Consider the following 21,671-nt stretch of genomic DNA (forward strand, 5'->3'; position numbering starts at 1 on the left):
AGCCTTACAATCCTGAAATAATGGAATTGTGAGGCTTTTTTAGTATCTGAAAAAAATAAAATAGACCTAACAGGTTTCAAAAATCTGATAGGTCTTTCACATTAAATAATTTCCATTTTCTTCAATAAAAAACTCGCATTCATATTCTGGCAAATGCCTTTTTTGAATTTGTAATCGAAAAAGAGTTCGTCATTAATAATTTGCGCATCGAAATAGTAGTTTTTTACGGGCTCTAGTTCGGTTTCAATCGTGCATAAACTTAAGTCGTGAGTCGCAATAATCCCCGTGGCATTGGAAGCTACTAATTTCTCAACAAACTTTTTAGAACCAATGGCTTTATCAGTAGAATTGGTTCCTTTTAAAATTTCATCTAGAATAATAAAATACGGTTCCTCGTGAATAGCGTCTACAATAAATTTTAAGCGTGTTAATTCGGAAAAGAAATAACTACTATCATCCGTTAGCGAATCGCTGGTACGCATGCTTGTAATTAACTTAATGGGTTGGTAATTGCTTGAGGCAGCACAAACTGGTAAACCCACATTTGCCATAACAATATGTAAGGAAACCGTTCTTAAAAACGTACTCTTCCCTGCCATATTAGCACCAGTTACAATTAAAAACTCCTGGTTGTTTATGGTTAAATCACTAGCAACCCGTTTTTTAGCATCTAATAAAGGATGTCCTAAATGTTTTGCTTCAATGGTGGTTTCTTTAGTAACAATATTTGGAAATACATAATTTGGATGATTAAACCCATAATTCCCTAAACTATTATAGGCATCGAAAAAAGAAACCACTTCAAACCAATGTGCAACCGTTTCATGGTATTGGGCAATCCACTGCTCTACTTTATAACTATTTTTTAAATCGATTAGCAAAAAACCATTCCCTAAAAGTGCGGAAATAAAATTATTCCGATTATCTAAGGCATCTAAATGTTTAGAGAACTTGGCAAAAATTTCGGATGCTTTTTGATGTTTTAATTGAATTTGTTCTTGCTTATCTTTTAATAACCTAGAGGTAAATGTTTCCTGTTCTATCTGATTTAAAAGCGTTGCATACTGTCTAAAAGTGTCTTTTACTTTATCCGTATTACTAGCCAGATTGTTTATTTTCTTTAAGTAAACTCCTGTAATGGTTAGTCCTAAAAGCAACCATAATAACACAAAAATAGGTGCAATAACTTGAAGTACGGCAAGTCCTACAATTGCCAAAGAAGCTACGGTAAATACCAAGGGAAACCATGCCATCATTTTTGGTAGAAATATCTGGTGACTTTTTAACCACTCAATGATTTTTACAGCTGGTGTTTCCACATGAATCAATGATGCAACACCCGAAAAATGCTGACGCCAATCTGGTTTATCGGCTAATTCTTTGATGGCTTCTTGTCGAGATTTGACGTTGTCAATATCATTGGCATTTAAAGCGTTTGCAAGTGTTTTAGCACCTTCCTTAATAGAAGTTCTATTTATAAATTGAAAGAAGGACCCTTTCCCAAACAAATCGATATCTAAACTATAAAAGTGTGTTGGATTTTGAAACTCTAATCCATCTAATCGCTCATGAAAATTACCCGTAGCTATAGCCAATTCATCTTCGTTTATAGTCACTAAAGCTTTATGAAGGTTACGTTGGTATTTAATGTCGGTATATTTAGCAAGTGTAAAAATAAAGACTGAAGCCCCTACAACTCCTACTCCTAAAGCAACTTGCCAATTTTGAAACGTAAGACAAACGCCTAATACCGTTCCTAAAAAAATACCCAAACGCAACATGCTAAATGTAAAAAGCTTTTTATTAAACGTTTTTACAGCGGTTTGATAGTTTTCTAATTGTTTATTGTAATACGCGTTTGGTTGGTGTTTCATAGAAAAAATTAAACTTTTAGAATGTCATAGCATCTATCTGATAAAACATCCTAATAATGCTTTCTACAGCATTTTTATAAAATTCTGGATGGATATTTTCATAAACGTCTGTTGGCTGGTGGTAATCTTCATGATCTTCTACACCAAAATATAAAAACGGAATCTTTTTTAAATGAAAAGGCGCGTGATCCGAAGCAAACATCCAGTTTTGTTTTCCATCTGTTCCATCATGTCCAGCAATAACTGTTACACCTTCCGTTATTTTACGATCTGTATAAGCCGTTTCCAAGTGCGAATGGCTTTTAATTCCGGTAACATATAATTCTTGGTTTTCATTGCGCGATACCATATCCATATTGATATTAAGGATAATAGAGGTTATTGATACAATTGAATTATCTACAAAGTATTTAGACCCTTGAAGCCCTAATTCTTCGGCATCAAAAAAGGCTAAAATTACAGAGTGTTTTGGTGGATTATTTTTAAAAGATTCCGCAAAAGCAAATAAGGCACTGACTCCGGATGCATCATCATCTGCGCCATTATAAATTTGGCCATTTTTAATCCCTTCATGATCATAATGTGCCGTTAATACAATATATTTATCAGGATATTCCGTTCCTTTTATAGATCCAAGAATATTGACGCCATTATAGGATTTATTTCGACTCTCGAATGTAAAAGGCTGTTCAAAATTTGGAACTAAAGGTATAACTTCAAGTAATTCTAATTGCTTAATGATATACGCTTTTGCTTTGGTTGCTCCAGCTGTCCCCGTTCGTCTGCCTTCATAAGCATCAGATGATAATTCCTTAACATGATGGAGTAGATTGTCAGAATTAAAACTATAAGGTTGATTTATTTGCCCTGAAGACCTACAGGAATACAGTAAAACAAAGGCGGTTAACAGAATAAAATTAATGCGAGTCATTAGTATAAATTATAAGTATAAAGAAACAAAAAAATCCCAAGATTAAACTTGGGATTTTTTTGTTTTAATTAAAAATTTTTATCCTTTTAAACTTGCTTTTAAATACTCACGATTCATACGTGCAATATTCTCTAATGAAATTCCTTTAGGACATTCCACTTCACAGGCTCCGGTATTGGTACAGTTACCAAAACCTTCTTCATCCATTTGCTTAACCATGTTTAAAACACGATCTGTTGCTTCAATTTTACCTTGAGGTAATAAAGCAAACTGCGATACTTTAGCTCCCACAAATAACATAGCCGATGAGTTTTTACAGCTCGCTACACAGGCGCCACAACCAATACAAGTGGCTGAATCGAATGCAGTATCGGCATCGTGTTTGTTAACAGGAATAGCATTAGCATCAATGGTGTTTCCGGAGGTATTTACGGAAATAAATCCACCTGCATGTTGAATCCGATCAAAAGCAGACCTGTCAACCACTAGATCCTTAATTACAGGAAATGCTGTTGCTCTAAATGGTTCAATAACAATGGTGTCGCCATCTTTAAACATACGCATATGTAATTGACACGTAGTTACACCACGATCTGGACCATGGGCTTCCCCATTAATATATAATGAACACATTCCGCAAATTCCTTCACGACAATCGTGATCAAATTCTACAGGCTCATCACCTTTATTAATTAGACCTTCATTTAATACGTCTAACATTTCTAGGAAAGACATATCTGGAGAAATATCACTGATTGGATATTCAACCAATTTTCCTTTATCGTTAGCGTTTTTCTGACGCCATATTTTTAACGTTAAATTCATAGCTTTCCTTCTTATTTATAACTTCTTTCTTTCACTTCAATATTTTCGAAAACCAAATCTTCCTTGTGTAACAAAGCGTCTTTTGGTTCACCTTTATACTCCCAAGCTGAAACGTATTGGAATTCCTTTCTACGTTGTGCTTCACCTTCTTCGGTTTGATATTCTTCTCTAAAGTGTCCACCGGCAGATTCTTCACGTAAAAGCGCATCTTTAGCAAACAACTCACCTAGTTCTAGGAAATCGGCAACACGTAATGCTTTTGCAAGTTCTTCATTAAACTCTTCATTGGTTCCTGGTACGCGAACATCCTTCCAGAATTCTTTACGCAGCTCCGCAATCTCTACAATAGCAGATTTTAAATCTTCTGCATTACGAGCCATACCACATTTGTTCCACATAATTTTCCCTAAACGTTTGTGGAAATGGTCAACAGAATGCGTTCCGTTGTTAATAATTAAGTGTTCAATATTATCACGAACACTTTTTTCAGCTTCATCAAATGCTGCTGAATTTGTAGGAATTGGGCCTGTTCTAATATCATCCGCTAAATAATCGCCAATTGTATAAGGTAATACAAAATAACCATCTGCTAAACCTTGCATTAAAGCCGAGGCACCAAGCCTGTTAGCACCGTGATCTGAAAAGTTAGCTTCTCCAATGGCATATAATCCTGGTACGGTAGTTTGCAAATTATAATCTACCCAAATACCTCCCATGGTATAGTGAACGGCTGGATAAATCATCATTGGTGATTCGTATGGATTTTGATCAACAATTTTCTCATACATCTGGAACAAGTTACCATACTTGTTTTTTACTACCTCTTGCCCTAATTTTTTAACAAGTGCCTCATCATTTTCATCTAATCCTTTTACGTGGGCTTGCTCTTTTCCGTAGCGCATAAATGCAGATGCGAAATCTAAATAAACCGCTTCGCCCGTAGCATTTACACCATAACCAGCATCGCAACGCTCTTTAGCGGCACGCGATGCAACATCACGAGGCACTAAATTACCAAAGGCTGGATAACGACGTTCTAAATAATAATCACGATCGGCTTCTTCTAATTGTGTTGGTTTTAATTTTCCAGCACGAATAGCTTCAACGTCTTTTTTATGTTTAGGCACCCAAATACGTCCATCGTTTCGTAACGATTCGGACATTAGGGTTAATTTTGATTGATGATCTCCAGAAACAGGAATACAAGTTGGGTGAATTTGTGTGTAACATGGATTCGCAAAATAAGCACCACGCTTATGCGCTTTCCATGCGGCCGTTACATTAGAACCCATGGCATTTGTTGATAAAAAGAAAACGTTTCCATAACCTCCAGTTCCTAAAACAACAGCGTGCGCTGAATGACGTTCTATTTCACCGGTTACTAAATTACGTGCAATAATACCACGCGCTTTTCCGTCTACTACAACAACGTCTAACATTTCATGGCGACTGTACATTTTTACTTTACCACGACCAATTTGACGATTTAATGCCGAATAAGCTCCTAATAGTAATTGCTGACCTGTTTGACCAGCTGCATAAAATGTTCTGGAAACTAATACACCACCAAATGACCGGTTATCTAATAATCCTCCGTATTCACGTGCAAAAGGAACACCTTGTGCCACACATTGGTCAATAATATTAGCAGATACTTCAGCTAAACGATATACGTTAGCTTCACGCGAACGGTAATCCCCACCTTTAACCGTATCATAAAATAAACGGTAGGTTGAATCACCATCACCTTGATAATTTTTAGCGGCATTAATTCCGCCTTGTGCTGCTATAGAATGCGCACGTCTGGCAGAATCTTGAAAGCAAAAAGCTTTTACGTTATAACCCAATTCCGCTAACGTTGCCGCTGCTGAACCTCCAGCTAATCCAGTACCTACAACAATAACGTCTATTAAACGCTTGTTTGCTGGGTTAACCAGATTGATTGAGTTTTTATGATTAGTCCATTTATCTTTAAGTGGACCTTTTGGTATTTTAGAATCTAAAGCCATATTAGATATATTTTTTAGTGATTTAGGTGATGAAATAGCGCAATAAAAATAAATCCTAATGGAATACCTATTGCATATACTTTTGCAAAACCTTTTAATCCTCGTGTGTATTTGTTATTTGCTCCAATGGATTGGAAGGCGGACATAAAACCATGCAATAAATGCAATGCTAAAAACACAAACGCTAAACAGTAAGCTGCAACACGTAGTGGGTTTTCAAATTTATGAACCAGTTCTTCGTAGTATCTAAATCCTTCGCCATCGGCTAATAATCCAGACATATCTCCTTGGATATACTTGGTGTTAATTTCTGGAAACCAAAAATCGATAAAGTGAAGCACAATAAAAGCCAAAATAGCTGCTCCACTCCAAATCATGTTTCTACTCATCCATGATGAATTGGCGTTGCCATTATTTTTAGCATAACTAATTTTTCTAGCACTATTGTTTTTAATTTCTAGCACAAATCCCATTATAAAATGGAACATAACACCGAAAATTAAAATAGGTTGAAAAAGATACTGCACTAACCAGAAGGTTCCCATGAAGTGAGACACATCATTAAACGTATCAGAACTAAATACTGATAAGAGGTTTATAGCAAAATGCTGTAGTAAAAAAATCATTAGGAAGAGTGCCGAAAGTGCCATGGCAAATTTTCTTCCAATCGAAGAATTCAAAATTCCGCTCATTGTTGAAGTTTAATATTTATCAAACAAAGATACGTTTCAAATCAGTTTTAGACAAAATACAGACATTTATATTATCTATTTAGAATGATTTTAAACAGAAAAGCAAACCCGTTCAACTAATACTATCAAACGGGTTTAATATTTGTTAAAGCTTAATGTTAATCAATCATTGGAATCAAGCCACGTACACCCATATCCACTAACTGCTCTCCCGCTTGCGGTTCATATTTGCCATCGGCTGTAATTTCGGTCCACTCGAAACTATTATTTACAGAAAATGATAAGGTAACAACGACATCTTCGGTTTCATTTCCAGTAATGTTTAGTCCATTTTCAAATTTGCCTGTTACCACACAAGAACCCTGCGGAATTGGTGAGGAATCAAATAACGGATTTGGAACTGTTGTTGCTCCAGGTGGAGCCTGACCTTGAGATGTAAAACCTAAAGCTTCAAAAGCCCAAAAGCCTTGAAGTTTATTAGCATTAACCGGAAAAGTAACACCATTAAATGTTAAGTCTGGAATATATGTATTATACCCAACAAAACTTGCTAATGTTCCCGAATACTCATTTCCATCAGCCGCTAAAAAATTAATAGCGCCTTCTTGATATGCTAAAGATACGCGTACCCAACTATAACTACCTGCTGCAATTTCACTTAACGGAATGGTTACAAACGTTTCATTACTTCCGGCAAATTTAGCCTGACTGAAATCTATAGCTTTTTCACCTCCTAAATTCGTTGATGGCCCGTCGTAAACGATGGCTCCTTCTCCTAATAAGGTATTTGCTGTAGGTGCTAATTCAATATAATTTGAACTCATCCTTGCAAAATTTGGCGATTGTGCCGCATTTCCATTTGGAATAGTTGCTGGCTGACCCAAATTATTCAAGCGAATTTGATTTGGATCAAATTTGAATTTAATAACCAAATTGGCTTCTTCAGGTGCAGGATTTCTTATAGGCTCGTTTATAGATTCATTACTACAGGAAGTAATTCCTAGAAGAACGATGCACATAATTAGATTTAAAATTTTCATAATTTAATATTTGGGGTTAATAACGTAAACTTAATAAAAAAAGTATGTTTACTGTATGCTTACTTAACTTCAAAATCCACAATTTCCCCTGATACTTGAACACTATAAAGACCTTTTGGCAGGTAGTATGTATCGTTTTGCGCTTTCGGAATAGTTAAATCCGATTGTTGCTTCATCAGTGCTTTTCTGCCTTTTTCGGTTATCGACAAATCATAAGAAACATAATTGAAGCCTGCATCCAAATAAGCAGTAATACTATTTAGTAAATCGTTGTTTGCTGAACGAATTTCAATAGTGTGTTTTCCGGCATCCTTCACATAAACTTTAATACTAGTTTCTGGCACATAAGGCTCTAAGTATTGACTCCAAGAACTTCCCCATCGTGAGGAATAACGCATCGATTCCATAGGAAATACCGTTACATTTTTAGCCAATAAAGCAGCATTCACTTTTTGAAGCGGCTCAATATTGGCGATATATAAACTACGGCCATGAGTTCCTAATATTAAATCGTTAGCGTCTGGGTGAATAACTAAATCATGTACAGCAACAGCTGGCAAACCATTTGAAAAGGCTTCCCAATAATCACCTTGATTAAAGGACACATAAACGCCATTATCAGTCCCGACATATAAAATGTTTTCGTTTTTTGGATCTTCCTTAATCACATTTACAGGAGCCATAGGCATATTGGAAGCGATAGCTTTCCAAGTTTTTCCATAGTCATTTGACATATATATATAAGTGCTAAAGTCGTCCCAACGATAACCATTGAGTGCTACATAAACGCGTTCCTTTTTATGTTGAGATGCAATTACGCGTGACACCCATAAATCCTTTGGAAAACTATTAGAAATCAATTCCCAAGAACCACCAGCATTTGTAGATACCTGAACTAAACCATCATCACTTCCTGTATATATTAATCCAAAATTAAATGGCGATTCACTAATACTGGACAAGGTTCCATAGGCAACATTTCCTTTTTTACCGCCATTGGTTAAATCGGGGCTAATGGCTTGCCAAGTGTCACCTTGATTCATGGAACGCATGAGTTTATTGCCGCCCAAATACAAGATATCTTGATTATGTGGCGACAACAAGATTGGCGTTTGCCAATTAAAACGATAGGGGGTTTCGCCTAATTCATGCTTTGGCTGAATGTATTTTCGTTCGTTGGTTTTTCTGTTTATTCTGTAATAATTACCAAATTGATACCCTGTAAAAACGATATTAGAATTTCTACTATCTATTTGAATTTGCATACCGTCGCCACCCATAAGTTCTTCCCATGGATATTGCCCACTTTGATGCCAACCTTTGCTTTCTCTAGCATTATGAGGACCAACCCAAACCCCATTATCCTGCAAGCCACCATAAATATGGTAAGGTTTTTGGTTATCGACATTAATGGCATAAAATTGTCCAACGGCATTCACATTTAGTTTTTCCCAGTTTTCACCATCGTCATAACTGATATTTAATCCTCCATCATTACCATCAATTAAATGACCTGATTTTTTAGGATTAATCCACAACGCTTGATGGTCAGCATGGACATTTTCGCGACTGATAGATGTGAATGTTTTCCCACCATCTTTCGATTTTAAAATGGGAACCCCTAAAACATAAATCCCATTTGCATCCTGGGGATCCACACGAATTTCACCAAAATAATAACCATAACTAAAGTACAAACCTTCTAAATAATCGTCATGTGTTTTTTTCCAAGATTTCCCCCCATCTGTACTTTTGTAAACCTCAGCACCAATTACTGGCGTATCAAATAACATGGCATTGGCATCCTCTAAATAATGCGCTAAATCTATGGGTTTTACGGTCCCAGTCCGCACGAGTTGCTTCACATTATCTGCGCGATATTTTTCTTGAAAACCATTGGTTTTTAAATAATTATTCAGCTTTTTATCATCTATATCTAGTAGCTGATTTACGGTCATGGTTTTAAAGTCTTCCTTTGTTAAGCCACGTATTTCGCTTTTTCCTTTTGAATCCGATCTGTGAAATTGGCTATCGTGCAAGGCGTAAATTATGTTTTCATTAAAAACAGCTAGCCCTATTCTACCAACACCAATTCCCGTAGGAAAACCACCAGCTTCAGTCGATATTTTTTGCCATGTATTTCCTGCATCTTCACTTTTATAAATTGCGGAATTAGCACCATTTCCTGAAAAATTCCATGCTTTTCGGTCTCGTGTCCAAGAAGAAGCATATAGGGTATTGAAATTATTTGGCTCCTGTTGCACATCAATTATACCACTAGAATCATCTACAAACAAGGTCTGTTTCCATGTTTTACCTCCATCCAAAGTTTTATAGATTCCGCGTTCGTTATTAGACGAATATAAGTGACCTGTGGCGCCAACAATAACAGTATTTGGATTATCAGGATTTATTAAAATCCGACCAATATGATGCGAATCTGGCAATCCAACATGCTCCCATGTTTTGCCATTATCAATAGATTTCAAAACACCAATTCCTGCATAGCTAGAACGCGACGAATTATTTTCGCCTGTACCAACCCAAATAGTTCTAGTAGGCCAATGCACAGCAATATCACCTACATTTTGTGTATGGGCCGAATCTAAAATTGGCACAAAAGACGCACCGTTATTTACAGTATGCCAAACACCTCCGGAAGCATGGGCCACATAAAACTCGATGGGGTTTTCGGGATTCACATCTAAATCCGTTACACGACCACTCATTACCGTAGGTCCAATATTAGTAAATGGGATATTTTTAACGCGCGATTGTTGCATTAAAACGTGTTTCAGTTCTAATGATTTTTCTATTAAAGTAAAAGGTGTTGCAGGTTGTTGGCTAAAGGCAGTTGCAACCATTAAAACAAAGCCATAATTGATTAGCTGAAGGCATTTCATAAAAAAGGAGTGCTTAATTGAATAAAATTGAAAATTAAACATAAAGCAACTAGCATCAAAATTTGGTGTTAAAATTAACCAAAAGTGATGTGATATTTTTCTTAACTATCTTGAAACATGTAACTTTGAATAAATCAAAATTAAGCACATGAAATGAGCGCTCTAAAAACATTATTACCAATGATAATTTTTTTATTGCGAACACATGTGACAATTAAAAAACAAACACATGAAATACCATCTTATAGACAATCAACTCTTTATTAAAAACAGAAAAAACTTTATGGCGCAAATGAAGTCCAATAGTTTAGCTGTTTTTAATTCGAATGACGTATACCCTATTGGTGCAGATAGCACCATTCCATTTCAACAAGACCGAAATATATTTTATTTAAGTGGTGTAGACCAAGAAGATAGCATCTTGGTCCTATTTCCAGACTGCCCAAACCCAAAGCATCGAGAAATACTATTTGTTACAGAAACCAACGATCATATTGCGGTTTGGGAAGGTGAGAAACTAACCAAAGAAAAAGCGTTTGAAACGTCTGGTATAAAAACCGTTTATTGGCTACAGGATTTTGATAAAATTTTTAAAGAAGTCATGGCACAATGCGAAACGGTTTACATAAACACCAATGAGCATTATCGTGCTAATACCGAAACGGAAACACGTGAAGACCGTTTTAATAAAAAACTAAAAGAGCAGTACCCAGCTCACAATGTAGCCAAAAGTAATCCTATCTTACAGCGTTTACGTTCCGTAAAGGATAAGATTGAATTGGACATCATGCAACAAGCCTGTAATATTACAGAAAAAGGTTTCCGCCGTCTTTTAAATTTCGTGAAGCCTGGTGTTATGGAATATGAAATTGAAGCGGAGTTAATGCACGAATTTTTAAGAAATCGTTCTAAAGGGTTTGCCTACACACCTATAGTAGCGTCTGGAAATAATGCCAATGTGTTACATTATATTGAGAATAATCAAGAATGTAAGGCTGGCGACTTAATCCTATTAGATGTAGGTGCAGAATACGCTAATTACTCGAGTGATATGACGAGAACTATTCCTGTTTCAGGAAAGTTTAACGACCGACAAAAAGACGTTTATAACGCGGTAAATCATGTAAAAAAAGAAGCTGAAAAAATGCTAGTTCCCGGAACTATTTGGGCGGATTACCATGTAGAAGTTGGTAAATTAATGACGTCTGAACTTTTAAAATTAGGTTTATTAGACAAAGCGGATGTTCAAAATGAAAACCCTGATTGGCCAGCTTACAAGAAGTATTTCATGCATGGAACGTCTCACCATATTGGTTTAGACACGCATGATTATGGTTTACTTCATGAACCTATGACAGCGAATATGGTCTTTACAGTAGAACCTGGGATTTATATTCCTAAAGAAGGTTTTGGTATCCGTTTGGAAGACGATTTAGTGATTCAAGAATCTGGAGCACCGAAAAACTTAATGGGCAATATCCCTATTGAATTGGAAGAGATTGAAGATATTATGAATTCATAATTAGTTTCAAACGTTTATATACTAAAAGAAGGCGCTTTTATTAAAGCGCCTTCTTTGTATTTATAATCCAGTCTATTTCCATCTGGTGAAAACAACGCGTCCTTTAGCTCGACTTATTTTAAACCGTCATTGAAAACTTGCCAGCTTCCACTTTTGGAAAATCGATAATTGTTTCAGCTATATGATTGACATAATTTGTTAATGTATTGGACACGACATTTAGTATAATTTCCATAACATCTTCATCGTTAAATCCAGCGGCTTTAAAGGTTTCTAAATCTTGCGTACTAATCTTTCCTTTATCATCAGTTACTTTTTTAGCAAACTGCAAAGCTACTTGTGTTTTAGAATCTGCCGACAATCCTTGACGGTTATTATCTATTTCTTCTCCACTTAAACCTTGCTTGGATCCAATAAAAGTATGTGCTGACAGACAATAATCACAACTGTTAGTTTCTGCAATAGCAAGTGCTAATTGCTCTCTAAATTGAGGCTGGAAATTTCCTTTTTCAGTTAATTGTCCAAGTACTAAATAGGTTTCTAAAGTGGCTGGTGAATTCCCCATAACCTTTAGAAGATTTGGCACGATTCCCATTTTATTTTTTACGATATCAAAAAGCTCTTTTGATTTTCCAGTTGCTGTTTCTGGATTTAATGTTTCAATTCTTGTATTCATAATATTATATTTTAAAGTTTTTAATTTATACGGTTGGCATTTGGTTGATTTTCTCCCTTAAGCCTGTTTCTGTAAGCAATCCCGAATGTCTATCTATAACTTTTCCTTCATTGAAAAACACTAATGTAGGTATACTTCTAACATTAAATTGGGCAGCTAATTCACGATCCTGATCAACATTTACTTTCTTAATAACCACATTATCTTGCAACTCGGCGGCTAATTTGTTCACGATTGGCAATAATGTCTGGCAAGGCCCACACCAATCCGCATAAAAATCTAATACCACATTTTTATTTGTTTCTATGGTCTTATTAAAGTCTGCTGTTTTTAATTGAATATCCATTATATATGTATTTAAGATTTGTAAATTATTTCAACTCTTTACTTTGAATTGCTAAACCTGCTAATGAGAAAAGTAAAGCAACATGAATCATGATATTCATCCAGTTACCAGAAGGAATATGTACTAATACTAATGCCATAAACATGATGAATGCTAAAAAGGCATACGCTTCAAATAATTTTCTGTTAGCAAATAATAAGATTCCTGCCACTAACTCTAAAGCCGCTAAAATAGCACCAAGAGCATAGGTTCCTGTATCGCCTAAAAAAGCCAAGCCGCTACTTTTTAAAAAGTCTGCCATGTTTTGAAGACCAACACCTCCTAAAAATCCTTCAATAAATTTTTCAACGCCTCCCCAAACAAATAATAATCCGAATCCGATGCGTATTAATAAGTTACCATTTTTCATAATCCTAATATTTAATGTGTTAATGATTGTTTTTTGTTACACTGCAAAGATGCGCACAATCATTCCCTAGAAAAATGGACAAAAGTTCCTAATGCTTGTAGAATAGCATTCAATAAGGCACTTAATAAGAATATTACTGGCTTTTGAAGTCTTTTTTATACTGAAGCGGAGACTGGGAAGTGGCTTTTGTAAAAAAGCGACTAAAATAAGCTGGATCATTAAACCCTAAACTGAAAGCTATTTGCTTAACAGATTCACCTGAATATATTAATTGACGTTTAGCTTCCAAAATAATACGTTTTTTAATAACATCACTCGGTGTGTCGGCACCTAATAATTGCAAATGTTTGGTCAATGATTTTGGTGATAATCCCAAACGTTTAGCATATTCTGTAACACTATGAAGCGTTCTAAAATTCTGTTCAACCAATAAGCTAAAATCTTTAAAGAGCTTGGTGTCTTCATCTGTTTTAATCCTACCGGTCTCTTTTTTTATTCTGACTGCATTTACAATAAACTGTTTTAAATATGCCTGAAGCATATCATATTGGGCTGTTTCGTTATTTTGAAATTCTTCAATTAAGCCTTCTAAAATAATTTCTAATTTTAAAGATTCCTTTACTGAAGGTTTTACAAAAGGTGTTTCGTATATATTATTAAAAAGCACACCGTTGCAGGACACTTCTGTATCATACGTTTGAATGCAGTAAAAATCTCGAACAAAAGTCAATTTGTAAGCTGACTTAATCTTTTCATGTTCAACTGAAAAAACTTGTCCAGGTGTTAAAAAGAAAAGCACTTCACCATCAAATTTATAGGTGTTAAAATCTATGTTATAAGACCCTTTTCCGTCCTTAATCCAATACATATTATAGGCATGAACTTGCTCTGGCTTATTGACAACACACGCTTTCTCAAAAGCAACTATACTTAAGGAGAAAATATCTTGATAATTATAGGATATGATGTCTTGTAAAGCCATAATTTTTAATTCGCTAATCTTTTAGTCGTAAAATTCTTAAAATTTAACAAGAGAAATACAATTAAAGCTGGCAACACCCAACCCAAACTATGATTTGCTAACGGAATACTATTCAAGACACCTTGTAAATTATCTACAGGGATTAAAAATTTTAAAAAATCGGGAATACTGAAAATAAATGTGACCAATACAACGGCTTTAAAAACAGTTTCAGAAACAAATTTTTGTGGCAACACATTCAACAGAATCAACACAATAGTAATAGGGTAAATAAACATAAGTGCTGGCAACGCGATATCAATAATAAAGGCCACATTATAACTCCCAACAATAACACCTATTACGGATGATAACATAGCAGTTATAGTATATGCTTTTCTAGAATCCTGGAATAAGCCACTAACATAATCAGATGCGCCCGTTACAATACCAACGGCAGTTGTAAAACATGCCAAAGCGACTAAAACACTCAAAAAAGTGGTTCCTATATTACCCAACGTTAATTGACTTAAACTGGTTAAAACTTCCGTTCGGGTTGCATTTTCCGGAAAACTAGCTTGCAACAAATACCCACAGATTATAAGGCCGGCATAAATAATGAATAGTCCGAAGCCTGCAATGAATCCAGCTTGAGAGATTAGTTTTTTCTTTTCTTCGAAAGTACCTTCTCCATACGTTTTTAAAGACAACACAATAACAGCACCAACCACAACACCAGCAATAGCATCAAAAGTTTGATAGCCTTCAAAAATTCCAGATGTTATTAGCGCAAATGGTGAACTAACAGCCGTAGTAACTGTTTCTGATGAGCCGCCATAAATTCCTAAACCAATTATGATTAATAATATGATAACAATTAGAGGCGTTAAATATTTACCAATTAAACTTAAAAGGCGCGAGCGATTCATAACAAACAGAAAAACCAAGGCGAAATAAATACAGCTTGTTAGTAAGGTAGACGAATCAAAAAATGGTACAATTGCCATTTCATGTGTTACAGAAGCTGTTCGTGGTGCAGGTAAAGCAACGGCAATGGCATACATAAACACACAATAAACCGAACTAAAAATGGGTGATACTTTTTTGCCAAAATCGAACATAGTGCCTTGCAATTTAGCATGCGCATATATTCCTAAAATGGGGATTATAACAGCTGTTAAAGCAAAACCAAAAGCTACCAAATACCAATTCCCTCCCGCTTGCACGCCTAAATATGGCGGCAGAATTAAGTTACCTGCTCCAAAAAATAATGAAAAAAGTGCAAAAGCAACAATAAAGGTTTGTTTGGTTTTATTCATATAATTTCTGAAAAACAAAAATGGATTATTAAATAAAGATTTAAACTCTGCTATCTTTGTCCAAGATACTTTAAAAATGATATTAGACTATAAAGGTACTCCTGTTTTTTATTCCGACCAAGGCAAAGGAACACCAATCGTTTTGCTTCATGGCTTTTTAGAAAACAGCACGATGTGGGAACGCTTAACACTTGAACTTATCCAGACCAATCGGGTAATTGCCATTGATTTATTAGGACATGGTAAAACGGGTTGTTTGGGATATATTCATAGCATGGAACTGATGGCAGAAATGATTCATGCGGTTTTAGTTCATTTAAAAATTGATAAAAGTATTTTTATTGGTCATTCCATGGGTGGCTATGTGGCACTAGCTTTCGCTGAAAAATTCCCCACTATGATATTGCGATTATGTTTAGCGAATAGTACGGCAAAGGCAGATAGTCCTGAACGAAAAATAAATAGAACACGTGCTGTAATAGCGGTTAAGCAAAACCACAGAGCTTTTGTTAGTATGGCTGTTACTAATTTATTCGCTTTAAAAAACCAGTCTTTACTTACTGACGAAATTTCTCATGTCAAAAAAGAAGCACTAAAAACACAGCAACAAGGCATAATAGCGGCTCTGGAAGGCATGAAAATTAGAGCTGACCGAACTGATATTCTCAAAACAGCTATATTTCCTAAATTACTAATTATTGGTCGTAATGATACGGTTATTCCATGTGATGATCTTGTAAAGGAAGCCGAAGAGACAAATACTAATTTTGTCATTTTTCCTGATGGACACATGAGTTATATTGAAAATGAAGGTTTATTCCTACATGAAATTGTGCATTTCATCGAATAATTGTTGATTTTAACGGTTAAAGTGTTTTTTTTGATAGCTTTATGGAACCCAAAACCAAAAAGAATGAAACCTACTAATCAAAAAATCGCTTTCATACCGAAATTATATTGCAATATTTTTGGTCATGATTTTCACGTTTCGCGAAAAGTAACTTTACACGTTAAAGAGTACCAATGTAAGCATTGTAAAAAGCAAGCCACCACTAATGGAAATGGTAAGCTTACGGAACTGACTCCAAAATTTATGGAAATAAACAGTATCCTAGAGCAAATGTATTCACGTCGCGCTTTGCGCTTAGCCTCTAACAGCTACACAGACAATACACTACGAGTTACGGGTTAATTGCAAAACGGCTTATTCGTCATTAAAACTCTTCCAACCTTGAGCTTTTAATGGAATTTTAGTTTCAGCACGCGTAACTAAATGCATGCCAGCGCTAGCTTCTTGCATAAAACCTATAACACTAAAATTAGGATTTGCTTGTATTTTAGGGAAATCTTCTTGCGCAATGGTGAATAATAATTCATAGTCTTCACCACCATTTAAAGCAACAGTTGTGCTATCTATATTAAATTCTTCGCAGGTAGAAATTACTTGAGGATCTAGAGGGATTTTATCCTCATATAAATCGCAACCTACCGCGCTGTGTTTACATAAGTGTAATATTTCAGATGATAATCCATCACTAATATCAATCATAGACGTTGGTTTCACCTCCAATTCTTTTAATAAAGTAATAATATCTTTACGCGCTTCTGGCTTTAATTGCCTTTCAACAATATAGGTATATTGGTCTAAGTCAGGCTGACTGTTTGGATTCACTTTAAACACGGCTTTCTCGCGTTCTAAAATTTGTAATCCCATATAAGCACCACCCAAATCTCCTGAAACCACTAATAAATCATTCGGTTTAGCACCACTTCTGTAAACAGCTTCACCTTTAGCAACTTCTCCAATTGCGGTAACGGAAATTAATAATCCGGACGTCGAGGAAGTCGTATCACCACCAACTACATCCACACCGTATATATTGGCTGCTGTATGAATGCCTTCATATAACTCTTCCAAGGCTTCTAGCGGAAATCTATTAGAAACCGCAATGGAAACTGTGACTTGTGTTGCCATAGCATTCATAGCATAAATATCCGATAAATTTACCATAATGGCTTTGTAACCTAAATGTTTCAGAGGCATATAACTTAAATCGAAGTGCACGCCTTCCACTAATAAATCGGTAGAAACAACGACTTGGTTTTTACCAAAATCTAAAACAGCCGCATCATCACCTATACTTTTTATAGTTGATTTTTGAGTAATTTTAAAATTCGATGTCAAATGATCTATTAGAGCAAATTCGCCTAAATTCTCTAATTGGGTGCGTTGTTGATTTTTATCTTCTATCATAATGCAAAAATAAGAAGCTTGGAGTTATTTGTAGCCATGTTCATCTAAAAAAATAAGATCATGACTAAACACTAAATTCATTTTTAATACAAAAAAAAGCTTAATGCCACCTGTTTTACTAAATAATCCGTTAATTTTGTTCAGATTAAACAATGAAACCTTGTAAAGTCCAAGTTAATTTAAAATATGACATATAATTCATGTTTTAATTTAATACCCAGTATTAATCAAGGCAATAAAATTGCACGAAAATCGTTTATAATTAAAATTCAATGCGGTGTATAATACCCTTTAAGCCGCAACAAAAAAACCTATGAAACACCTTTTTAAATTCCCCCTAACTATCAAACTCTTATTTATTTGCGTTCTTGTTTTCTCAACGCTACAAGCATGTGATGATGAACCTGTAGAACCAATTGTTGTTGTAGATACCGATAACGACGGTATTCCCGACAATGAAGATAATTGTCCTGAATTATCAAATCCAAATCAAGAAGACGCCAATAACAATGGAATTGGTGATGCCTGTGAAGATATTATCATCATAGACACAGATAACGATGGTATTCCAGACAGTGAGGATAACTGTCCAACTATAGCCAATCCAAATCAGGAGGATGATGACAATGATGGTATTGGAAACGCCTGTCAAGACACCCCTGCTACTACGCCATTATTTCCTTGTGAAAATGGTATGGCTGGACCTTACCCATGTAATGGCTATGACTTAATGAGTCATATTCCCGTTAACATTATCGGTGAACCTAATGCCGAGGGTAACGATTCTTGGGGCTGGACAGATAGCACAACAGGTAAGGAATATGCACTTGTTGGCACCACACAAGGAACAGCATTTGTGGATGTTACAGACCCGATAAACCCTATATTTTTAGGCCGTTTAGCTTCTGCTAATCCTGGTGACAGAGGCAATATTTGGCGCGATGTTAAAGTGTATAATGATTACGCTTTTATTGTTAGTGAAGCTAGTGGTTATGGTATGCAAGTTTTTGATTTAGGTCGATTGCGTAATGTGCCAAATCCGCCAGAAACGTTTACAGCCGATACCCATTATACAGGTTTTGGAAGCGCTCATAATATTGTTATTAATGAAGATTCTGGTTATGCCTACATTGTAGGAACTAGCCGAAGTGGAACCTATGCGGGAGGCCCTTTATTCATTAATATTCAGAATCCGTTAAGCCCTGTTGAAGAAGGTGGCTTTTTTGGATATTCTCATGATGCACAAGTTCTAAACTACAATGGTCCAGATGCCGATTATAACGGTCAAGAAATTTTAATTGGAAGCAATGAAACTGAAGTTGTAATAGTAAATGTAACAGACAAAGCAAATCCTCAAATTATTTCTAGTATTGACTATACCAATATAGGCTATACTCATCAAGGTTGGTTTACGGATGATTTACAATATTTCATTTTAGGAGATGAAACTGACGAACAAAGTTTTGGTGGTAATACGCGAACCATTGTCTTTGATTTTACAGATTTAGACAACCCGTTGTTTCACATGGATTATTATGGACCAACAGCTGCAATTGACCATAATGGCTATGTAAAGGGCGATACATTTTATATTGCTAATTACACAGCAGGCGTTCGATTTGTAGATATTTCCGGAATTGGTAATAGCACCATGACCGAAGTTGGCTTCTTTGATTCTTATCCAGCGAATAATAGCACTAGTTTCCATGGTGCCTGGAACGTATACCCTTATTTTGCTAGTGGCAATATTATTATTAGCGATATTGAAGGTGGCTTATTTATAGTAAGAAAGCAAAATTAAATTCACCTTGAAACTAAAAATATTAAGTTTATTAACGACACTATTCATACTGGGTTGCTCATCAGATAATGATACAACCCCAGCTTCTGCTGTGGACTCCACCACAACCGCAACAACATTAGGTGGATCTAAAAATGAAAGTGGTCAATCCATAATCAAAACTATGGATGGCGGCTATGCTATTTTAGGATTTACTCAAAGTTCGGATGGCGATATTGCCGATAAGACTAATGAAAGTTATGATTATTGGGTGCTAAAATTTAATGCGAATCATGACATGCAATGGTCCAAAACTTATGGTGGATCGGGTGATGATCGCGGTGAAGATATAGTTCAGACATCAGATGGCGGTTTTGCTATTTTAGGTTATAGTGATAGTAATGAAGGCGATGTAACCAGCAATGCAGGTGCACAAGATTACTGGTTGGCAAAACTAGATTCTAACGGAAATTTATTATGGCAACAATCCTATGGCTATTTAGGAGCTGACCGTGGCAAATCCATTTTAATAACACAAGATGGCGGGTTTTTTATAACAGGTATTTTAGATGTTACAGCATCAGGTGGTGCTGGAAATACTAAAAACGCTAGTTCCAAACACGCAGGTGGTGATTATTGGGCTTTAAAACTGAACAGTGAAGGCACCATTGAATGGAGCAAATACTATGGCGGAAGCTTTACCGATTCCCCGTTTGATGCCATTCAAACCACTGAAGGTGATTTCATAATTGTTGGATCCTCTGATAGTGATGATGTTGACATTGCTAATAATATAGGTGATTATGATTTTTGGGTGGTGAAAATATCTAATTCAGGAACCATAATCTGGGAAGAAAATTTTGGTGGCACTCAAATAGATGAAGCGCGCAGTATAGTGGATTCTGGAGATGGTAATTTTCTCATTATTGGAGACACACGCAGTAGTGATATTCATATTTCAAATAATTTAGGTGCTGCAGATTTATGGCTTATAAAAATATCACCTTCCGGAAATATTATTTGGGAAAAAACGTTTGGTGGAAGTGATTTTGATGCTGGATTATCCATTGCTAAAGCAACTAATTCAAACTTTATAATATCAGGGAGTTCTAGAAGTGCCGACGGGAATTTGTCCAGCAATAAGGGACAAAATGATGCTTGGTTATTAAAAATTGATGCCAATGGCTCCATTATCAAGCAAAATTCCATTGGTGGTTCTGCTATTGATTTTTGTCTAAGCGCAATAGAGTTAGAAGATAACACCATAATTGGTGTTGGGAAATCTAGTAGTTCAGATGGTGATATATTAGAAAATAAAGGTTTTACAGACTTATTAATAATAAGAACAAAATGAAAAAAGCAATTTCAATATTAATGTTAACTTTTGTTATTTTTTCCTGTGGTGAAGATAATGACGATCTCCTAACGCCTGTCCAAACCAAGGCTGCAATTACATTTAATTTTACCCATAATTGGGATGCTACGGCTATAAATAGTAGCAATATTCAAACTGAAACCGTGACAAACGCGCATGGTGAAATTATGAATATGACAAGTTTGCGCTATCTGGTTTCACGATTTGAACTAACAAATCAAAACGGCGATATTTATAGTTTAAATGGGTATAAATTTACTGATTTATCCAATGAAACAACCTATAATTTTTCACCTGACAACAGCATAATTCCAATTGGAACTTACACCTTAAAATTTATTTGGGGTTTTAATGAAACAGATAATAGAGATGGTGCTTATCCCGACTTAAATAGTGCATCTTGGAATTGGCCAGAAATGCTAGGTGGCGGTTATCACTTTATGCAGCTAGATGGCATGTATAATGTAAACACAACCCCAATGCCATATAATTTTCACAATGGCACAGCACGTGTAAGCGCAGATGTTTTTGAGCAAAATTTTGCCGAAATAATGCTACCAACACCAATCACAATTACAAATAATGCTACCATTGAGATAAAAATGAATATTGCTGAATTTTTCAAAAACCCAAATACTTGGGATTTAAATGTTCTTGACACCTCATTAATGCCAAATTACGATGCGCAAAAAATGATGCAAGCCAATGTTAATACCGTGTTTTCTATTGGAAACATCACGCAGTAAAATATTGTA

At 35.5% G+C, this 21,671-nt stretch carries 19 protein-coding genes; 6 read left to right on the forward strand and 13 right to left on the reverse strand.

Features of this window, described 5'->3' with window-relative positions:
* Positions 1 to 101: 101 nt before the first annotated feature.
* The 7 genes from GMA17_RS11775 to GMA17_RS11805 all read right to left on the reverse strand — a co-directional run bounded on the left by GMA17_RS11775 (position 102) and on the right by GMA17_RS11805 (position 10,274).
* Positions 102 to 1,874 carry a DNA mismatch repair protein MutS gene (locus tag GMA17_RS11775; protein ID WP_248396409.1) on the reverse strand — a complete coding sequence of 591 codons (1,773 nt, stop codon included), beginning with the start codon at positions 1,872 to 1,874 and terminating at the stop codon, positions 102 to 104.
* A gap of 16 nt (positions 1,875 to 1,890) precedes the next feature.
* On the reverse strand, positions 1,891 to 2,805 hold the full coding sequence (locus tag GMA17_RS11780) for a M20/M25/M40 family metallo-hydrolase (protein WP_248396411.1): 915 nt from the start codon (positions 2,803 to 2,805) through the stop codon (positions 1,891 to 1,893).
* Between the two features lie 78 nt (positions 2,806 to 2,883).
* Positions 2,884 to 3,630, reverse strand: coding sequence for a succinate dehydrogenase/fumarate reductase iron-sulfur subunit (locus GMA17_RS11785; RefSeq protein WP_248396413.1), 747 nt, complete (start codon positions 3,628 to 3,630; stop codon positions 2,884 to 2,886).
* 11 nt (positions 3,631 to 3,641) lie between these two features.
* Complete coding sequence (locus GMA17_RS11790) at positions 3,642 to 5,639, reverse strand: fumarate reductase/succinate dehydrogenase flavoprotein subunit (protein ID WP_248396415.1); 1,998 nt, start codon at positions 5,637 to 5,639, stop codon at positions 3,642 to 3,644.
* Positions 5,640 to 5,653: 14 nt separating this feature from the next.
* Positions 5,654 to 6,331, reverse strand: coding sequence for a succinate dehydrogenase cytochrome b subunit (locus tag GMA17_RS11795; RefSeq protein WP_248396417.1), 678 nt, complete (start codon positions 6,329 to 6,331; stop codon positions 5,654 to 5,656).
* Between the two features lie 158 nt (positions 6,332 to 6,489).
* Positions 6,490 to 7,371, reverse strand: a complete 882-nt coding sequence (locus tag GMA17_RS11800) for a hypothetical protein (RefSeq protein ID WP_248396420.1) — start codon at positions 7,369 to 7,371, stop codon at positions 6,490 to 6,492.
* Between the two features lie 59 nt (positions 7,372 to 7,430).
* Positions 7,431 to 10,274 (reverse strand): glycosyl hydrolase, encoded by a 2,844-nt coding sequence (locus GMA17_RS11805; protein WP_248396422.1) that lies wholly within the window; start codon positions 10,272 to 10,274, stop codon positions 7,431 to 7,433.
* Between the two features lie 229 nt (positions 10,275 to 10,503).
* On the opposite strand from GMA17_RS11805, the gene GMA17_RS11810 reads away from it, so the two are divergent.
* Entirely contained in the window at positions 10,504 to 11,796 is a 1,293-nt protein-coding gene (locus GMA17_RS11810) for an aminopeptidase P family protein (protein WP_248396424.1), read from the forward strand.
* Between the two features lie 118 nt (positions 11,797 to 11,914).
* On the opposite strand, the gene GMA17_RS11815 is transcribed toward GMA17_RS11810, so the two are convergent.
* The 5 genes from GMA17_RS11815 to brnQ all read right to left on the reverse strand — a co-directional run bounded on the left by GMA17_RS11815 (position 11,915) and on the right by brnQ (position 15,507).
* Entirely contained in the window at positions 11,915 to 12,472 is a 558-nt protein-coding gene (locus tag GMA17_RS11815) for a carboxymuconolactone decarboxylase family protein (RefSeq protein ID WP_248396426.1), read from the reverse strand.
* Positions 12,473 to 12,497: 25 nt separating this feature from the next.
* The gene (trxA, locus tag GMA17_RS11820; protein ID WP_248396428.1) at positions 12,498 to 12,818 is read right to left on the reverse strand and encodes a thioredoxin; all 321 of its coding nucleotides are present in this window, start codon (positions 12,816 to 12,818) and stop codon (positions 12,498 to 12,500) included.
* A gap of 25 nt (positions 12,819 to 12,843) precedes the next feature.
* Positions 12,844 to 13,227, reverse strand: a complete 384-nt coding sequence (locus GMA17_RS11825; protein WP_248396430.1) for a DoxX family protein — start codon at positions 13,225 to 13,227, stop codon at positions 12,844 to 12,846.
* A 133-nt stretch (positions 13,228 to 13,360) separates the two neighbouring features.
* Positions 13,361 to 14,209 (reverse strand): helix-turn-helix domain-containing protein, encoded by an 849-nt coding sequence (locus GMA17_RS11830; RefSeq protein ID WP_248396432.1) that lies wholly within the window; start codon positions 14,207 to 14,209, stop codon positions 13,361 to 13,363.
* Between the two features lie 5 nt (positions 14,210 to 14,214).
* Positions 14,215 to 15,507, reverse strand: a complete 1,293-nt coding sequence (brnQ, locus tag GMA17_RS11835) for a branched-chain amino acid transport system II carrier protein (RefSeq protein ID WP_248396434.1) — start codon at positions 15,505 to 15,507, stop codon at positions 14,215 to 14,217.
* A gap of 76 nt (positions 15,508 to 15,583) precedes the next feature.
* Between brnQ and GMA17_RS11840 the strand changes: the two genes are divergently transcribed.
* Complete coding sequence (locus tag GMA17_RS11840) at positions 15,584 to 16,357, forward strand: alpha/beta fold hydrolase (protein ID WP_248396436.1); 774 nt, start codon at positions 15,584 to 15,586, stop codon at positions 16,355 to 16,357.
* Positions 16,358 to 16,420: 63 nt separating this feature from the next.
* Complete coding sequence (locus GMA17_RS11845) at positions 16,421 to 16,699, forward strand: hypothetical protein (protein WP_248396438.1); 279 nt, start codon at positions 16,421 to 16,423, stop codon at positions 16,697 to 16,699.
* Between the two features lie 12 nt (positions 16,700 to 16,711).
* Here GMA17_RS11845 and thiL read toward each other — a convergent pair whose 3' ends face one another.
* On the reverse strand, positions 16,712 to 17,761 hold the full coding sequence (gene thiL / locus GMA17_RS11850; RefSeq protein WP_248396441.1) for a thiamine-phosphate kinase: 1,050 nt from the start codon (positions 17,759 to 17,761) through the stop codon (positions 16,712 to 16,714).
* 313 nt (positions 17,762 to 18,074) lie between these two features.
* Here thiL and GMA17_RS11855 point away from each other — a divergent pair, with 313 nt between their 5' ends.
* The 3 genes from GMA17_RS11855 to GMA17_RS11865 are packed head-to-tail and all read left to right on the forward strand — an operon-like array spanning position 18,075 to position 21,662.
* Complete coding sequence (locus tag GMA17_RS11855; protein WP_248396443.1) at positions 18,075 to 19,562, forward strand: choice-of-anchor B family protein; 1,488 nt, start codon at positions 18,075 to 18,077, stop codon at positions 19,560 to 19,562.
* A 7-nt stretch (positions 19,563 to 19,569) separates the two neighbouring features.
* On the forward strand, positions 19,570 to 20,895 hold the full coding sequence (locus GMA17_RS11860) for a hypothetical protein (RefSeq protein ID WP_248396446.1): 1,326 nt from the start codon (positions 19,570 to 19,572) through the stop codon (positions 20,893 to 20,895).
* Positions 20,892 to 21,662, forward strand: a complete 771-nt coding sequence (locus tag GMA17_RS11865) for an MbnP family protein (protein ID WP_248396448.1) — start codon at positions 20,892 to 20,894, stop codon at positions 21,660 to 21,662. The genes GMA17_RS11860 and GMA17_RS11865 overlap by 4 nt, the downstream gene beginning before the upstream one ends.
* Positions 21,663 to 21,671 lie beyond the last annotated feature (9 nt).

The organism is Bizionia sp. M204 (genome assembly GCF_023205095.1).
Classification (GTDB): domain Bacteria; phylum Bacteroidota; class Bacteroidia; order Flavobacteriales; family Flavobacteriaceae; genus Algorimicrobium; species Algorimicrobium hallyeonense.

Bases quoted from the DNA above. Each gene is read 5' to 3' on its own strand.
- GMA17_RS11775 (WP_248396409.1), bottom strand. From the start codon at position 1,874: ATGAAACACCAACCAAACGCGTATTACAATAAACAATTAGAAAACTAT.
- GMA17_RS11780 (WP_248396411.1), bottom strand. From the start codon at position 2,805: ATGACTCGCATTAATTTTATTCTGTTAACCGCCTTTGTTTTACTGTAT.
- GMA17_RS11785 (WP_248396413.1), bottom strand. From the start codon at position 3,630: ATGAATTTAACGTTAAAAATATGGCGTCAGAAAAACGCTAACGATAAA.
- GMA17_RS11790 (WP_248396415.1), bottom strand. From the start codon at position 5,639: ATGGCTTTAGATTCTAAAATACCAAAAGGTCCACTTAAAGATAAATGG.
- GMA17_RS11795 (WP_248396417.1), bottom strand. From the start codon at position 6,331: ATGAGCGGAATTTTGAATTCTTCGATTGGAAGAAAATTTGCCATGGCA.
- GMA17_RS11800 (WP_248396420.1), bottom strand. From the start codon at position 7,371: ATGAAAATTTTAAATCTAATTATGTGCATCGTTCTTCTAGGAATTACT.
- GMA17_RS11805 (WP_248396422.1), bottom strand. From the start codon at position 10,274: ATGAAATGCCTTCAGCTAATCAATTATGGCTTTGTTTTAATGGTTGCA.
- GMA17_RS11810 (WP_248396424.1), top strand. From the start codon at position 10,504: ATGAAATACCATCTTATAGACAATCAACTCTTTATTAAAAACAGAAAA.
- GMA17_RS11815 (WP_248396426.1), bottom strand. From the start codon at position 12,472: ATGAATACAAGAATTGAAACATTAAATCCAGAAACAGCAACTGGAAAA.
- trxA (WP_248396428.1), bottom strand. From the start codon at position 12,818: ATGGATATTCAATTAAAAACAGCAGACTTTAATAAGACCATAGAAACA.
- GMA17_RS11825 (WP_248396430.1), bottom strand. From the start codon at position 13,227: ATGAAAAATGGTAACTTATTAATACGCATCGGATTCGGATTATTATTT.
- GMA17_RS11830 (WP_248396432.1), bottom strand. From the start codon at position 14,209: ATGGCTTTACAAGACATCATATCCTATAATTATCAAGATATTTTCTCC.
- brnQ (WP_248396434.1), bottom strand. From the start codon at position 15,507: ATGAATAAAACCAAACAAACCTTTATTGTTGCTTTTGCACTTTTTTCA.
- GMA17_RS11840 (WP_248396436.1), top strand. From the start codon at position 15,584: ATGATATTAGACTATAAAGGTACTCCTGTTTTTTATTCCGACCAAGGC.
- GMA17_RS11845 (WP_248396438.1), top strand. From the start codon at position 16,421: ATGAAACCTACTAATCAAAAAATCGCTTTCATACCGAAATTATATTGC.
- thiL (WP_248396441.1), bottom strand. From the start codon at position 17,761: ATGATAGAAGATAAAAATCAACAACGCACCCAATTAGAGAATTTAGGC.
- GMA17_RS11855 (WP_248396443.1), top strand. From the start codon at position 18,075: ATGAAACACCTTTTTAAATTCCCCCTAACTATCAAACTCTTATTTATT.
- GMA17_RS11865 (WP_248396448.1), top strand. From the start codon at position 20,892: ATGAAAAAAGCAATTTCAATATTAATGTTAACTTTTGTTATTTTTTCC.